The organism is Streptomyces sp. NPDC008092 (genome assembly GCF_042957285.1).
GTDB lineage: Bacteria > Actinomycetota > Actinomycetes > Streptomycetales > Streptomycetaceae > Streptomyces.
In genome coordinates, this window is the sequence record NZ_JBIBHY010000008.1 from 14,783 (window position 1) to 29,780 (window position 14,998).

At 72.5% G+C, this 14,998-nt stretch carries 14 protein-coding genes; 8 read left to right on the forward strand and 6 right to left on the reverse strand.

Translation table 11 applies throughout. From position 1 onward, the window contains the following. Positions 1-211 precede the first annotated feature (211 nt). The gene (locus ACFZB3_RS25695; RefSeq protein WP_391378932.1) at positions 212-1,918 is read right to left on the reverse strand and encodes a hypothetical protein; all 1,707 of its coding nucleotides are present in this window, start codon (positions 1,916-1,918) and stop codon (positions 212-214) included. 207 nt (positions 1,919-2,125) lie between these two features. On the opposite strand from ACFZB3_RS25695, the gene radA reads away from it, so the two are divergent. Both radA and disA read left to right on the forward strand, forming a co-directional pair. Further along, a complete protein-coding gene (gene radA, locus ACFZB3_RS25700) occupies positions 2,126-3,535 on the forward strand; it encodes a DNA repair protein RadA (RefSeq protein ID WP_391378935.1) in 1,410 nt (469 codons plus the stop codon). Positions 3,536-3,615: 80 nt separating this feature from the next. Beyond that, a complete protein-coding gene (gene disA, locus ACFZB3_RS25705) occupies positions 3,616-4,740 on the forward strand; it encodes a DNA integrity scanning diadenylate cyclase DisA (protein WP_351714154.1) in 1,125 nt (374 codons plus the stop codon). Between the two features lie 170 nt (positions 4,741-4,910). Here disA and ACFZB3_RS25710 read toward each other — a convergent pair whose 3' ends face one another. After that, a complete protein-coding gene (locus ACFZB3_RS25710) occupies positions 4,911-5,765 on the reverse strand; it encodes a hypothetical protein (protein WP_391378938.1) in 855 nt (284 codons plus the stop codon). Between the two features lie 212 nt (positions 5,766-5,977). Here ACFZB3_RS25710 and ACFZB3_RS25715 point away from each other — a divergent pair, with 212 nt between their 5' ends. The 5 genes from ACFZB3_RS25715 (at position 5,978) to cseC (ending at position 10,463) form a co-directional block, all read left to right on the forward strand. Further along, positions 5,978-6,853 (forward strand): A/G-specific adenine glycosylase, encoded by an 876-nt coding sequence (locus ACFZB3_RS25715; protein WP_391378940.1) that lies wholly within the window; start codon positions 5,978-5,980, stop codon positions 6,851-6,853. 267 nt (positions 6,854-7,120) lie between these two features. Beyond that, positions 7,121-7,660, forward strand: a complete 540-nt coding sequence (locus ACFZB3_RS25720) for a SigE family RNA polymerase sigma factor (protein WP_391378942.1) — start codon at positions 7,121-7,123, stop codon at positions 7,658-7,660. Beyond that, on the forward strand, positions 7,648-8,325 hold the full coding sequence (locus tag ACFZB3_RS25725) for a hypothetical protein (RefSeq protein ID WP_391378944.1): 678 nt from the start codon (positions 7,648-7,650) through the stop codon (positions 8,323-8,325). The genes ACFZB3_RS25720 and ACFZB3_RS25725 overlap by 13 nt, the downstream gene beginning before the upstream one ends. Positions 8,326-8,394: 69 nt before the next feature. Further along, positions 8,395-9,099: a two-component system response regulator CseB gene (cseB, locus tag ACFZB3_RS25730; RefSeq protein WP_391378947.1), complete on the forward strand. Its 705-nt coding sequence runs from the start codon at positions 8,395-8,397 to the stop codon at positions 9,097-9,099. A gap of 11 nt (positions 9,100-9,110) precedes the next feature. Continuing rightward, positions 9,111-10,463, forward strand: a complete 1,353-nt coding sequence (cseC, locus tag ACFZB3_RS25735; protein ID WP_391378949.1) for a two-component system sensor histidine kinase CseC — start codon at positions 9,111-9,113, stop codon at positions 10,461-10,463. A 272-nt stretch (positions 10,464-10,735) separates the two neighbouring features. Here cseC and ACFZB3_RS25740 read toward each other — a convergent pair whose 3' ends face one another. The 4 genes from ACFZB3_RS25740 to ACFZB3_RS25755 all read right to left on the reverse strand — a co-directional run bounded on the left by ACFZB3_RS25740 (position 10,736) and on the right by ACFZB3_RS25755 (position 14,252). Beyond that, positions 10,736-11,611: an SAM-dependent methyltransferase gene (locus ACFZB3_RS25740; protein WP_391378952.1), complete on the reverse strand. Its 876-nt coding sequence runs from the start codon at positions 11,609-11,611 to the stop codon at positions 10,736-10,738. Positions 11,612-11,613: 2 nt separating this feature from the next. Beyond that, positions 11,614-12,045, reverse strand: coding sequence for a VOC family protein (locus tag ACFZB3_RS25745; protein WP_391378954.1), 432 nt, complete (start codon positions 12,043-12,045; stop codon positions 11,614-11,616). Between the two features lie 34 nt (positions 12,046-12,079). Further along, positions 12,080-12,541, reverse strand: a complete 462-nt coding sequence (locus ACFZB3_RS25750; protein WP_391379775.1) for a helix-turn-helix domain-containing protein — start codon at positions 12,539-12,541, stop codon at positions 12,080-12,082. 112 nt (positions 12,542-12,653) lie between these two features. Continuing rightward, on the reverse strand, positions 12,654-14,252 hold the full coding sequence (locus ACFZB3_RS25755) for a DHA2 family efflux MFS transporter permease subunit (RefSeq protein ID WP_391378956.1): 1,599 nt from the start codon (positions 14,250-14,252) through the stop codon (positions 12,654-12,656). A gap of 148 nt (positions 14,253-14,400) precedes the next feature. Between ACFZB3_RS25755 and ACFZB3_RS25760 the strand changes: the two genes are divergently transcribed. Then, positions 14,401-14,997, forward strand: coding sequence for a TetR family transcriptional regulator (locus tag ACFZB3_RS25760; RefSeq protein ID WP_391378958.1), 597 nt, complete (start codon positions 14,401-14,403; stop codon positions 14,995-14,997). Position 14,998: the final 1 nt, after the last annotated feature.

Consider the following 14,998-nt stretch of genomic DNA (forward strand, 5'->3'; position numbering starts at 1 on the left):
CCCGGCACCGCCGAACCCCACCGTCGTGGCCGACCACCGTCGCGGCGGAAAGAGGCAACCGGCGGAAACAGGGGACCAGCCGGGGCAGCAGACCGGCCGGGGCAAGAAGCCGGTCGAGGCGAGGGACGCGCCGAGGCGAGGGACTGCCCGAGTAAGTGGACCTAGGTGGACCTGAGTGGACCCGTGGAACGAGATCGGTCGGGGACACGGTTCACGGAGTCGGGGCGGGGCTCTCGCCGGCGGGTGCCGTCGGGGAAGGGGAGCCCGTCGGGTCGGTGGGGGTCGATCCGGTGGGGGTCGGGGTCGGCTCGCCCGACGTCGGCGGATCGCTGACCGGCGGTGACGGCTGGGTCGGGTCGGATGCCGTGGGTGTCGGCGTCGGCCTCCCCGCAGGGGGCGGTTTCGGTCCCCGGCGTGTCGGCGGAGCCATCCCGTACCCGCCGATCGACACCACCGCGCCCGCCGGCGCCACGGCCACCTGCGCGCTCCAGCGCCCGGCCGGCTCCCGCAGATGATCGACGTACACCTTGATCGTGAACGACTCGCCCGGCCGGAGCGTTCCCGACGGCCGGGAGAAGTACAGCCAGCCCGCCGAGGTGGACACCGACCACCGCACCGCCGCGTCCCCGGACGCCGCGAGCGTGATCAGGGTCGTGTCGCCGTCGTTCGCGGCCGTCACCGCGAGGCGCCCCGCACCGGCCGTCCTCCGGCCGGCTCCCGTGACGCTGATCACCTCCACCGACACGTCCGCCTTGCCGTCCTTGCCGATGCGCGGCCCGGGTCTGGTGCTGGCGTTGCCGGCGTTCTGGTAGCCCCCGGCCGGGTCGCCGTCGACCGCGTCGGGTCCGGCGGACTCCCGCGCGGTCGCGGACGGCCCGTCGTGGCCCTCCCCCGCCGGCGAGCCCCGGTAGGCCGCCCACAGGGCGAGCACCGGCGCGGCGACCACCGTGGCGACGACGGTGGTCGTGACGGCACGCGCGCGCAGCCGGTCGCGGCGGGCCGCGCGGTCCTTGGGGTCCATCGGGAAGCCGCGCCGGTCGAAGCGCGGGGCGGCGGCGCCACGCGCGCGTGGCTGGTGTGCCATGGCCACGTGCAGGGCGGCGCGGGGCGCCTCCAGGACGGGCAGCTCGGCGGGCGTGGTCATCGCGCCGGGCCACCGGCCGGGGGCCGCGCGTTCGGCGGTACGGCGGCAGCGCGGGCAGTCGTCGACGTGCCGGACCAGTTCGCGGCGCAGGGCGCTGCTGAGGACCAGCTGGCTGTCGCCGGTGAGGTGGGACACGCTCGGGCAGCCGCCGGTCTCGACGACGGCGAGGGCCGCGCGGGTGCGTTCGACCTCGCAGGCGGCGGAGGCGAGCAGCTCCCGGGCGCCGGCCAGGTCCATGCCGAGGACGGCGGCGACCTCGTGGGCGGCCAGGTGGTGGCGTACGGCGAGTTCCAGCGCCTCGCGTTGCTCGGGGGTGGTGCCGGCGGCCTCGGGCCAGGCGAGCAGGGCGAGTTCGCCGCGCCGCTGCTCCTGGGCGTCGGCGGGGACCGCGGGAACCACCGGGTCGGGGGCGAGGTGCCGGCCCGCCGCGTGGGTGGCCTGACGTTTCTGCTTGGCCTGGGCGAGCCCGCGCAGACAGGCCCAGCGGGCCAGCGCGTACAGCCAGGCCCTGCGGTCCCCGGCGGCCTCCGGGACGCGCTGGCCGCGCCGCTCGGCGAGGGCGAGGACGTCCCCGAGGGCGGCGGTGGCCGCGTCGTGGTCGCACAGCACCGAGAGGCAGTAGGTGAACAGCCCGTCCAGGTACGGCTCGTAGCGGGCCGGCGGTTGCTGCGCCAGCGCACGCGCCGCCGCACGGTCACGCGCCGTGCGCGCCTCCCGGTGCGCCCGGTGTGCGCCGGTCATTCGGGCCGAGGTCTCCGGACTGCTGCTCATCACCCGTGCGACCGTAGGCGGCGCTGTAAGGCCCCATCCTGCGGCTTGAGCTCTTTTAATCCGTACGGGTGAAACGATCCCTCAATCGGGGACAGGAACCTGTTCCACCGTGGCTCGTACCCGTTCCGGAGTGGCCGGGACCGGTCCACCCACACCCGTCACGCGGGCCACCGTGGACCCGCTGTCAGTGGCGGGGGCTACGGTTTCCGCATGGCTGCCCGTACCAAGACCTCGAAGGACCGTCCGTCCTACCGCTGCACCGAGTGCGGCTGGCAGACGGCCAAGTGGCTGGGCCGGTGCGCCGAGTGCCAGGCGTGGGGGACGATCGAGGAGTACGGCACGCCCGCGGTCCGTACGACGGCACCCGGCCGGGTCACCACCTCCGCGGTCCCGATCGGCCAGGTCGACGGCCGGCAGGCCACCGCCCGCACCACCGGCGTCCCGGAGCTGGACCGGGTCCTCGGCGGCGGACTGGTCCCCGGCGCGGTGGTGCTGCTCGCCGGCGAGCCCGGCGTCGGCAAGTCCACCCTCCTGCTCGACGTGGCGGCCAAGTCGGCGAGCGACGAGCACCGCACGCTCTACGTCACCGGCGAGGAGTCGGCGAGCCAGGTCCGGCTGCGCGCCGACCGCATCGGCGCCATCGACGACCACCTCTACCTCGCCGCCGAGACCGATCTGGCCGCCGTCCTCGGCCACTTGGACGCGGTGAAGCCGTCGCTGCTGATCCTGGACTCGGTGCAGACGGTCGCCTCCCCCGAGATCGACGGCGCCCCGGGTGGCATGGCCCAGGTGCGGGAGGTGGCCGGGGCGCTCATCCGCGCGTCCAAGGAGCGGGGCATGTCCACCCTCCTCGTGGGCCATGTCACCAAGGACGGCGCGATCGCGGGACCGCGACTCCTCGAACACCTGGTCGACGTCGTCCTGCACTTCGAGGGCGACCGGCACGCCCGCCTCCGCCTGGTCCGGGGCGTCAAGAACCGCTACGGCGCCACGGACGAGGTCGGCTGCTTCGAACTGCACGACGAGGGCATCACCGGCCTCGCCGACCCGAGCGGCCTCTTCCTGACCCGCCGCGCCGAACCGGTCCCGGGCACGTGTCTGACCGTCACTCTGGAGGGCCGCCGCCCGCTGGTCGCCGAGGTCCAGGCGCTGACGGTGGACTCGCAGATCCCCTCCCCGCGCCGGACCACCTCCGGCCTGGAGACCTCCCGGGTCTCGATGATGCTGGCGGTGCTGGAGCAGCGCGGCCGGATCAGCGCGCTCGGCAAGCGGGACATCTACTCGGCGACGGTGGGCGGCGTGAAGCTCTCCGAGCCGGCCGCGGACCTCGCGATCGCGCTGGCGCTGGCCTCGGCCGCGAGCGACACCCCGCTCCCGAAGAACCTGGTCGCCATCGGCGAGGTCGGCCTCGCGGGCGAGGTCAGACGGGTCACCGGGGTCCAGCGCAGGCTCGCGGAGGCGCACCGGCTCGGCTTCACGCACGCGCTCGTACCGGGCGATCCCGGCAAGATCCCGGCGGGCATGAAGGTCCTGGAAGTCGCCGACATGGGGGACGCGCTGCGGGTGCTGCCGCGCTCCCGTCGGCGAGAGGCCCCACGGGAGGCGGAGGAGCGCCGGTAGACTTTGCCCTGGTCTCGCCCGTCCGTACGAACCGAGTGCGGGGACGGCAGCGCCTCAGAACCTGCGACCGGAGGAGTGCAGTGGCAGCCAACGACCGGGCAGGAGCTCCCGGAAAGTCCGGTGGGAGTGCCGGTTCCGATGGCCTGATGCGCGCCTCGCTGAGCGCCGTGGCTCCGGGCACGTCCATGCGCGACGGCCTGGAGCGGGTCCTCCGCGGCAACACGGGCGGACTCATCGTCCTCGGCTTCGACAAGACGGTCGAGTCGATGTGCACGGGCGGTTTCGTCCTGGATGTCGAGTTCACGGCAACCCGGCTGCGGGAGCTGTGCAAGCTCGACGGCGGCATCGTGATCTCCTCCGACCTGTCGAAGATCCTCCGGGCGGGCGTGCAGTTCGTGCCCGATGCGACGATCCCCACGGAGGAGACGGGCACCCGCCACCGCACCGCGGACCGCGTCTCCAAGCAGGTCGGGTTCCCGGTGGTCTCGGTCTCCCAGTCGATGCGGCTGATCGCGCTCTACGTCGAGGGGCAGCGCCGCGTCCTGGAGGACTCGGCGGCGATCCTCTCCCGCGCGAACCAGGCGCTGGCCACCCTGGAGCGGTACAAGCTCCGCCTGGACGAGGTCGCGGGAACGCTGTCGGCGCTGGAGATCGAGGACCTGGTGACGGTCCGCGACGTGTCGGCGGTCGCCCAGCGTCTCGAGATGGTCCGGCGCATCGCCACGGAGATCGCCGAGTACGTGGTCGAACTGGGCACCGACGGGCGGCTGCTCGCCCTCCAGCTGGACGAGCTGATCGCCGGGGTGGAGCCCGAGCGCGAGCTGGTGGTCCGGGACTACGTGCCCGAGCCGACGGCAAAGCGCTCCCGCACGGTCGACGAGGCGCTCTCCGAGCTGGACGCCCTGAGCCACGCGGAGCTGCTGGAACTGCCGACGGTGGCGCGGGCGTTGGGGTACACGGGGTCGCCGGAGGCGCTGGACTCGGCGGTGTCGCCGCGCGGCTTCCGGCTGCTGGCGAAGGTGCCGCGGCTGCCGGGGGCGATCATCGACCGGCTGGTGGAGCACTTCGGGGGCCTGCAGAAGCTGCTCGCGGCGAGCGTCGACGACCTCCAGACCGTCGACGGGGTCGGCGAGGCCCGGGCACGCAGCGTGCGCGAGGGGCTGTCGCGGCTGGCGGAGTCTTCGATTCTTGAGCGGTATGTCTGATTTCGCCCATTAGCTCGGACCGTTGCGTCGCATGGCGGCTGCGCCCCGGTGGGGGTTGCTCGCGCAGTTCCCCGCGCCCCTGAAAGCCCAGCTGCGGGCAATCGTGCCGCTGGGCGGCACGGGTGGGCGCAGCGGCACCCCGCCGGCGCGGGCAAGCCCCCCGCCGCGCGCTAATCCGCCGCCAGCACGAAGGACGCCTGGGCCTTGGCGTACCCCGGTGCCGTCGCCTCCAGGAGATACGTCCCCGCCCCGGCCGACCCCGCCGGAGGCGTCGCGCACTGGGCGGCGCTCGGCTTGCGGTCCCACTTCAGGGTGTACGTGATGCTGCTCGCGGACGGCACCCGGTACCACCGGCTCCCCGCCGCCTTCGGGCAGTCCGCCGACGACCAGTAGGTGTCGTCCGCGCTGGCCTGCGTGATGGTCAGCACCGCGTTCTTCGGCCCGAGGTCGATCTTGCAGTCGCTGGACGACGTGTTCTTCGCGGTCAGCTCGAAGGTCGGCGTCTGCTCGGGCGAGTACGAGTTGTGCAGGCTCCTCAGCGTCAACGCCACGGACCCGGCGGTGCAGTTGGGCAGCGTGGAGGTCCCCGGCAGCGAGGCGACCGTACCGCCGGAACCCGACGTCACGTCGTTCCCCGAGCCGGACGAGGAACCCGACGAGCCACCGGAGCCGGCCGACGTGTCGCCGCCCGAGTCGCCCGAGCCGGCCGAACTGCCGCCGTCGGCACCGGAACCCGCCCCGGAGGTCGAACCGGAACCGCCCCCCGAACCGCCCCCGCTCGACTCGTCCCGGCCGCCCGGTGCCTGGCTGATCGCCGGCCCGCTGCCGGACGGACCCGGCGTGATCGTGGACACGGGATTCTTGCCGTCCGACCCGCCTGCGTTCTTCTTGCCGCCCCCGCCGTTCGACGTGACGATCCACGCGATCAGCAGCGCCAGCACGACGAGCGTCGACAGCATGAAGACCCTCCGTCGCCAGTAGATGGAGGAGGGAAGCGGCCCGACCGGATTGCGCAGAGATCCCACGGCGCAAACTGTACGAGAGATCCGTGCAGTTCCTCGCCCCACCCGCCGCCCAAACCTCAACTTTTCCGGATCATCATTCCGGCAACTCCCGCCAGCACGACCGCTCTTCGCCGCGGGTCACGGCGGGGTGCGTCAACCCCGAACCCGCCGCGGCCCCGCCGTGAACCACGTCCACCCCACCCGTCGCCGGACGTGGCAGGATCGGAAGGGCCATGACTGAGAAGCTTCACACCCCCGTGATCGCCTGGTTCGACACCCACGCCCGCGACCTCCCCTGGCGCCGCCCGGAGGCGGGCCCGTGGGGTGTGATGGTCAGCGAGTTCATGCTGCAGCAGACACCCGTGAGCCGGGTGCTGCCCGTGTACGAGCAGTGGCTGGCCCGCTGGCCGCGCCCGGCCGACCTCGCCGCGGAGGCGCCCGGCGAGGCGGTCCGCGCCTGGGGCCGGCTCGGCTACCCGCGCCGCGCCCTGCGGCTGCACGGCGCCGCCGTCGCCATAACGGAACGGCACGGCGGGGACGTGCCGACGGATCACGCGCAGCTGCTCGCGCTGCCGGGCATCGGCGAGTACACCGCCGCGGCCGTGGCCTCGTTCGCGTACGGGCAGCGGCACGCCGTGCTCGACACGAATGTGCGGCGGGTGTTCGCACGGGCGGTGACCGGTGTGCAGTACCCGCCGAACGCCACCACCGCCGCCGAGCGCAAGCTCGCCCGCGAACTGCTGCCGTCGGACGACCGGACCGCCGCCCGCTGGGCCGCCGCCTCGATGGAGCTGGGCGCGCTGGTCTGCACGGCGAAGAACGAGACGTGCCAGCGGTGTCCGATCGCCGGCGAGTGCGCCTGGCGGCTGGCCGGCAAACCGGAGCACGAGGGGCCGCCGCGGCGCGGGCAGACGTACGCCGGTACCGACCGGCAGGTGCGCGGCAAGCTGCTGGCCGTCCTGCGGGAGGCGCACACCCCGGTGCCGCAGACGGCGCTCGACCGGGTGTGGCACGAGCCGGTGCAGCGGGCGCGGGCGCTGGACGGGCTGGTCTCGGACGGCCTGGTGGAACCGCTCGCGGGCGGCCTGTACCGGCTTCCGCAGCGCTGACGTACAGCCACATCACAGGAGACAGGCCTCTGTTACGCCCCCACCCGCCGGGCAAATACCTACATAGCCGGGCATAAACCGGTGCCCGCTTACCCCGTACCTACTTCCGTTACACAACCGACGGACAGCCGATTGCTACCCGCAGGCTGCTCCGCACAGCCCCGTGACAACGGGTCCGTAGCTTCGTTTCTGTGCCCGCCAGGACCGCGGGACGGCAGGAACTCAGGCACAGGGCCGGGGAAAACGGGGATCGGGAGGCGGTTGATCATGGCGCAGGGCGAGGTGCTCGAATTCGAGGAGTACGTCCGCACTCGGCAGGACGCGCTGCTGCGCAGCGCCCGCCGGCTGGTCCCGGACCCGACGGACGCCCAGGACCTGCTGCAGACCGCGCTGGTCCGGACGTACGGCCGCTGGGAGACCATCGAGGACAAGAAGCTCGCCGACGCCTACCTGCGCCGGGTCATGATCAACACGCGTACCGAGTGGTGGCGGGCCCGGAAGCTGGAGGAGGTCCCGACCGAGCAGCTGCCCGACGCCAGCGTGGAGGACTCCACCGAGCAGCACGCGGACCGCGCTCTCCTCATGGACATCATGAGGGTGCTGGCTCCGAAGCAGCGCAGTGTCGTGGTGCTGCGACACTGGGAGCAGATGTCCACGGAGGAGACGGCCGCCGCCCTCGGCATGTCGGCCGGAACGGTCAAGAGCACGCTGCACCGGGCGCTCGCCCGGCTCCGCGAGGAGCTGGAGTCACGCGACCTCGACGCACGCGCGCTGGAGCGTGAGGAGCAGGAGCGTTGCGCGGCCTGACCGGCACGGGGTCCAGCAGGGGCCCGGCGAGTGCACAGGCGGTGATCACGGCGACGGTCGTGCTCGCCGCCCTCGCCCTTTTCGCCGCGGCCTGCGGCACCGGCGGCACCGGAGCCCGCGACGAGGGACCGGCGCACGCCGGCTCGGTCGCGCCCGCCCCGGCCGCCAAGGCCCCCTCGCCCAACCCGTCGCAGACGTACGAGAAGGTCGACGCGGTCGCCCTGGTGAAGGCCGACCCGGTGGTCTCGGCCACGGTGAAGCGGGACCTGAAGCCGTGCTCGGGCGACGAGTACCCCGTCGACGTGACGTACGGCGATCTGACCGGCGGCCCGGTCGAGGACATCGTCGTGAACGTCCTGACCTGCGGGGACGCGGTCGGCGTCGGGGCGTACGTGTACCGCAGGGAGAGCGGCGCGTACAAGAACGTCTTCAAGGCCGAGGAGTCGCCGGTCTACGCGGAGATAGACCGGGGCGACCTGAGCGTGACCAAACAGGTGTACGAGAAGGGCGACCCGGTGTCGAGCCCCTCCGGCGAGAACGTGATCACCTACGGCTGGTCCGCGGGGCGCTTCGTCCAGGAGGACTTCCACCACACCGACTACGGCAACGCGGCCGGCAGCGGCGACGGCGACGACGTCACAGCGGAGCCCTCCCCGGCCAACTGAACCACCTGCACACGCCGAACCAGCCGCACACCCCTTGAACCGACCCCACCGACTACCGAGAGAGCCGGGATGGCAGACCAGACCCACGTCCTCTTCGTCGAGGACGACGACGTCATCCGCGAGGCCACCCAGCTCGCCCTGGAGCGGGACGGCTTCGCGGTCACCGCCATGCCCGACGGCCTGTCGGGCCTCGACGCCTTCCGCGCCGACCGGCCCGACATCGCCCTGCTGGACGTGATGGTCCCGGGCCTGGACGGGGTGAGCCTGTGCCGGCGCATCCGTGACGAGTCGACGGTCCCGGTGATCATGCTGTCCGCGCGGGCCGACTCGATCGACGTGGTGCTCGGCCTGGAGGCGGGCGCCGACGACTACGTCACCAAGCCGTTCGACGGGGCCGTCCTGGTCGCCCGGATCCGGGCGGTGCTGCGCCGCTTCGGGCACGCGAGCGGCGGCGAGAAGGCGCACGAGGACGCGGCGGAGGTGACGGGCGGCATGCTCACCTTCGGCGACCTGGAGATCGACACCGAGGGCATGGAGGTGCGCCGGGCCGGTCAGCCGGTCGCGCTGACGCCCACCGAGATGCGGCTGCTCCTGGAGTTCTCGTCGGCGCCGGGGACCGTGCTCTCCCGCGACAAGCTGCTCGAACGCGTCTGGGACTACGGCTGGGGCGGGGACACCCGCGTCGTCGACGTCCATGTGCAGCGGCTGCGGACCAAGATCGGCCAGGACCGGATCGAGACGGTCCGCGGTTTCGGCTACAAGTTGAAGGCCTGAGCGAGGCGGTCATGCGGGGGTTCTCCAGCCGGTACCGGGGTCCGGGGTTGCGCACCGGACTCAGATGGAAGCTGAGCGCGGCGATCGCGCTGGTCGGCGCGCTGGTCGCGATCGCGCTGAGCCTGGTGGTGCACAACGCCGCCCGGGTCTCGATGCTGGACAACGCGCGCGAGCTGGCCAACGAGCGGCTGCAGATCGGCCAGCGCAACTACGAGCTGTACGGGAGGGCGAACTTCCCCGACGTGAAGGTCGACGACCCGCGGCTGCCGCCGGCCCTGCGCGAGCGGGTCGACGCGGGCCGCCGGGCGACCGACGTCATCGACCACGGCAGCGGCGCGCCGGACATCTGGGCGGCGGTGCAGGCCAAGGACGGGCGGGTGCTGTCCCTGCACAGCACCTTCGCGAACCGCAGCAGCAATGTGCTCAAGGACCTCGACCAGGCCCTGGTCATCGGGTCCATCGCGGTCGTCCTCGGTGGCAGCGCGCTCGGCGTGCTGATCGGCGGGCAGCTCTCGGTCCGGCTGCGCAAGGCGGCGGCCGCGGCCAACCAGGTCGCCCAGGGCGAGCCGGACGTACGGGTGCGGGAGGCGATCGGCGGGGTCGTACGGGACGAGACCGACGACCTGGCGCGGGCGGTGGACGCCATGGCGGACGCGTTGCAGCAGCGGCTGGAGGCCGAGCGGCGGGTGACGGCCGACATCGCGCACGAACTGCGGACGCCGGTGACCGGTCTGCTCACCGCGGCCGAGCTCCTGCCTCCCGGCCGTCCGACCGAGCTGGTCCTGGACCGGGCGAAGGCGATGCGCACCCTCGTCGAGGACGTGCTGGAGGTGGCCCGCCTCGACAGCGCCTCCGAGCGGGCCGAGCTGCAGGACATCATGCTGGGCGAGTTCGTCGCCCGCCGGGTGGCCGCGAAGGACCCGGAGATCGAGGTGCGGGTGGTGCACGAGTCGGAGGTGACCACGGATCCGCGCCGGCTGGAGCGGGTGCTGTTCAACCTGCTCGCCAACGCGGCCCGGCACGGCAAGCCGCCCATCGAGGTGACCGTCGAGGGCCGGGTCATCCGGGTCCGCGACCACGGCCCCGGCTTCCCCGAGAAGCTCCTCGCGGAGGGGCCGAGCCGCTTCCGCACCGGCAGCGAGGACCGGGCGGGCCAGGGCCACGGCCTGGGCCTGACCATCGCGGCGGGCCAGGCCCGCGTCCTGGGCGCCCGCCTGACCTTCCGCAACATCCGGCCGGCCGGCGCACCCGCGCACATCCCGGCGGAGGGCGCGGTGGCCGTCCTGTGGCTCCCGGAACACGCCCCGACAGCCACCGGCAGCTACCCGATGCTGCCGGGCCCGACCCAGCCGGGAAGCCGCTGAGCGACACCCCCGGCCGGGTCGGGCGGAGACCGCCCGGCATCTCGGGCGGGGGCCGCACCGCGCCCCGGTGAAGGCGGCCCCGCGCCTCAGTCGGAGACCGCTCGACATCTCGGGTGGAGACCGGCCGCTCCGTGCCCAGGCGAAGACGGCTCCGCCCCCAGGCAGAGGCCGCACCGCGCTTCAGGCAGAAGCCGCACCGCCCCCAAGCCGAGACCGCTCGGCGTCCCGGGCGGGGGGCCGCACCGCGCCCCAAGCAGAGCCCCCCCCGTACCTCAGGTCGAAGCCACGAGGAGTTCCTCGCCGCGGGACGGGCGGAGGCCGTCGGTGCGGTCGGTGAAGTAGCGGTCGGCGAGTTCCTCCGCCGGGACGTGCCGGGTGTCCCGGAAGCCGGCCTCGCGGGCGAGGGCGGCCATCCGTTCGGGTGCGTAGAAGCTCAGGAAGGGCGTGCCGGACGCCCGCGCGCCCCGCTGGGCCACCCGCAGCTGCTCCTGCTGGTCCGGCTCGACGTCCTCGATCGGCCGCAGGAACGTCGTGACCAGCGTCGACCCGGGGGCGAGCCGCGCGATGTGCCGGAAGGTGGCCGCGATGGCGTCCTCCGTCAGGTACATCGTGACCCCGGCGGACGCGACCACGGCCGGCCGGCGCGGGTCGAATCCGGCGGCCACCAGCTGCCCCCACCAGTCACCCTCGAAGTCCACCGGCACCAGCGTCAGCCAGTCGGGCACCCCGTACCCCAGTTCGGTCAGCCGCCGCCGCTTCCAGGCCACGGCCCCGGCCCGGTCGGCCTCGAACACCCGCAGCCCGGCGGCCACCGCGTCGACGGCCCGGCGCTGCGCGAAGGTGTCGAGCCCGGCGCCGAGAACGAGGTACTGGTCCACCCCGCGCCCGGCCCGGGCCACCACCAGGTCCTCGACGAACCGGGCCCGGGCCACGATGGACGCCCGGGTACGCCGGGTCGCCTCGACGTCCATGTCCGGCCGGGCCCGCCAGCCCTCGCCGTCCCCGTTCCGGTCCCCGGCGTCCGGTTCGGCGAGCCGCAGTCCGACCTCGTCCTCGATGACGTACGGCGGCGCGTCGGCGCGCAGGTGCAGCGCCCGCCACAGGGCGGTGCGGACGGCGGTGTGATCGGGCCCGGTCTCCGTCGGCATGCTCAGAACTCCTTGGAGAAGTCGAGCTCCTCGCTGCGCTCGGTCAGCGAGTACCAGTTGCCGTTGTCGTCGCGGAAGATCGCCTCGATGCCGTACGGCCGTTCCTTGGGCTCCTGGACGAACTCGACGCCCCGCGCCCGGAAGGTCTCGTAGTCGCCGCGGCAGTCGTCCGTGCGGAACGCTCCGGCGCCCATGGCGCCCTTCGCGACCAGCTTGCGCAGCGCCTCGGCGGACTCGGGGTCGAGGCCCGGTCCGTCCACGCGCATCAGCGCGAGCTCGACACCGGGCTGGCCCTTGGCACCGACGGTGACCCACCGCATGTCGCCCATCGCGATGTCGTCGCGCACCTCGAAGCCGAGCTTCTCGGTGAAGAAGGCCTTGGTGCGCTGCTGGTCGAAGGTCCACACGGTGGTGATGGCCAGGCCCTGGATCATGGGTCCGCTCTCCTGTCTGCCCGGCACATCGGCTTCAGCCGCCGGACGGTCGCTGTTCCTGTCCGTCACGGTAGGCAGCCGGGTCCGGGGCGCGCTTCTCGGAAGTTGCGCTTCTGACCGGGAACCCGCCGGCCCAGAGCAGGGCGTAGCAGCCGGGGATGAGGGAGGCGCCGCGGCCGACGTGCTCGGTCCGGTACTCGGTGGGGCTGAGCCCGGTGCGGGCCTTGAACTTCGCCGAGAAGGTGCCGAGGCTGCTGAAGCCGACCAGGTGGCAGATCTCGGTGACGGTGAGGTCCGCGCTGCGGAGCATCTCCTCCGCCCGCTCGATCCTGCGGTGCGTCAGGTACTGGCCGGGGGTCTCGCCGTAGGCCTCCTTGAAGGCGCGCAGGAAGTGGTACCGCGAGTACCCGGCGTGCGCGGCGACCGCGCCGAGGTCCAGGGCGGGGTCGGCCCAGTCCCGGTCCATGGCGTCCTTGGCGAGGCGTAGCTGCCGCAGTCTGTCCACACCGTCAATTCTCGGCCCGGGAACGCGGAAGCGGGGGCCCGGGGGCGGTGACCCCTGGAACCCCCGCGCGTCGCTCAGAGCGCGCCGGCTCTCCGCGCTCCGCTCAGACGGCCTCGACGGCCGGCATCGGCGCCGCCTCGTCCGCCTTCTGCGGCCCGCCGCGCAGCGGGACCTCCGTCACGAAGACCGCCAGCACCAGGACCAGCACGGCGATCACGGAGCCGAGCAGGAACGCCGAGTGGGTACCGGCCGACACGGCGTGCTGGTACGCCTCGCGCGCCGCCGCCGGCAGCTTCGCCAGGCTCTTCGCGTCCAGCTGCGCCGACTGCTCGGTGATCTTGGAGCCGAGCGAGCCGGCCCGCTCGGCCATGACGGCCTTGACCCGGTCGTTGAAGATCGCGCCCATGATGGCGACACCGAAGGACGAGCCGAGCGTACGGAACAGGGTGGTGGACGAGGACGCGACGCCCATGTCCTTCATCTCCACGCTGTTCTGCGCGACCAGCATGGTGATCTGCATCAGGCAGCCCATGCCGAGGCCGACCACGGCCATGTACACCCCGGAGGTGAACCGGGTGGTGTCCGTGTCCATGGTGGACAGCAGGTACAGGCCGACGGTGAGCAGCACACCGCCCGCGAGGGGGAAGATCTTGTAGCGGCCGGTGCTGGTGGTGACCCGGCCGGCGACCATCGACGTCACCAGCATCGCGCCGAGCATCGGGAGCAGCAGCAGACCGGAGTTGGTCGCGGACGCGCCCTGCACGGACTGCTGGTACAGCGGCAGGAACAGCGTGGCGCCGAACATCACGAAGCCCACGATGAAGCCGATGACCGACATCAGGGTGAAGTTGCGGCTGCGGAAGATGTGCAGCGGCAGGACCGGCTCGGCGGCCTTGGTCTGCCAGAAGACGAAGCCGATCAGCGCGACGACGCCGATGGCGATCAGTTCCATGATCCGCGCGGACGTCCAGGCGTACTGGGAGCCGCCCCAGGTGGTGACCAGCACGATCGAGGTGATGCCGAGGGTCAGCAGACCGGCGCCCAGGTAGTCGATGCGCGTCTTGTTCCGCTTCTTCGGCAGGTGCAGTACGGCGCTGATGGCGGCCAGCGCGACCACGCCGAGCGGCAGGTTGATGTAGAAGGCCCAGCGCCAGCCCCAGTTGTCGGTGATGGTGCCGCCGACCAGCGGGCCGCCGATCATGGCGAGCGCCATGACGCCGGCCATCATGCCCTGGTACTTGCCGCGCTCGCGGGGCGGCACGAGGTCGCCGATGATCGCCATGACGCCGACCATCAGGCCGCCGGCGCCGAGGCCCTGGACGGCCCGGAACCCGATCAGCTGGCCCATGTCCTGGGCCATGCCGCTGAGCGCGGAGCCGATCAGGAAGATGACTATGGAGGTCATGAAGGCGCCCTTGCGCCCGTACATGTCACCGAGCTTGCCCCAGAGCGGGGTGGACGCCGCGGTGGCGAGGGTGTACGCGGTCACGACCCACGACAGGTGCTCCAGGCCGCCCAGCTCGCCGACGATGGTCGGCATCGCGGTGCCCACGATCATGTTGTCGAGCATCGCGAGCATCATCGCGACCATGAGCGCGAGCATCACGACCCGTACGCTCTTCGGCTCTTTCTCCGGGGGCGCGACCGCTTCCGGTGCCTCCGGTGTTTCCTGGCCGGTCTCGGCCGCCTGGGTGTCCGCCATCTCTCCCACTCCCCCTGGCGACAGCTACTTACTTGTCGCCCGGCTAGTTCAGTACACTCGGAAGTTAGACCCGTTGCTAGCCGGGCGTCAAGTAAGTTTACTAGCCGGGCGGCAAGCAAGTTTTCACGGGAGTGCGAGGAGTAAGAGGATGAGCGTCACCATGGACGGCACGAAGCAGCAGCGCCGCGGGAACACCCGCCAGCGCATCCAGGACGTGGCGCTCGAACTCTTCGCCGAGCAGGGCTACGAGAAGACCTCCCTGCGGGAGATCGCCGAGCACCTCGACGTGACCAAGGCGGCCCTGTACTACCACTTCAAGACCAAGGAAGAGATCCTGGTCAGCGTCTTCGAGGACCTGACGCGGCCGATCGGCGACCTGATCGAGTGGGGCAAGGGCCAGCCGCACACCCTGGAGACCAAGCAGGAGATCGTACGGCGCTACCACCGGGCGCTGGGCGACGCCGAGCCGCTGTTCCGGTTCATGCAGGAGAACCAGGCGACGGTCCGGGAGCTGAAGATCGGCGACACCTTCAAGGACCGGATGCGCGGCCTGCGGAACATCATCATCGACCCGGACGCGGATCTGACCGACCAGATCCGCTGCATCAGCGCGCTCTTCACGCTGCACGCCGGCATGTTCGTGATGCAGGACATCGAGGGCGACCCCCGGGAGAAGCGCGAGGCCGTCCTGGAGGTCGCCGTGGACCTGGTGACCCAGGCCCACCGGGGCTCGCACCCCGGATAGC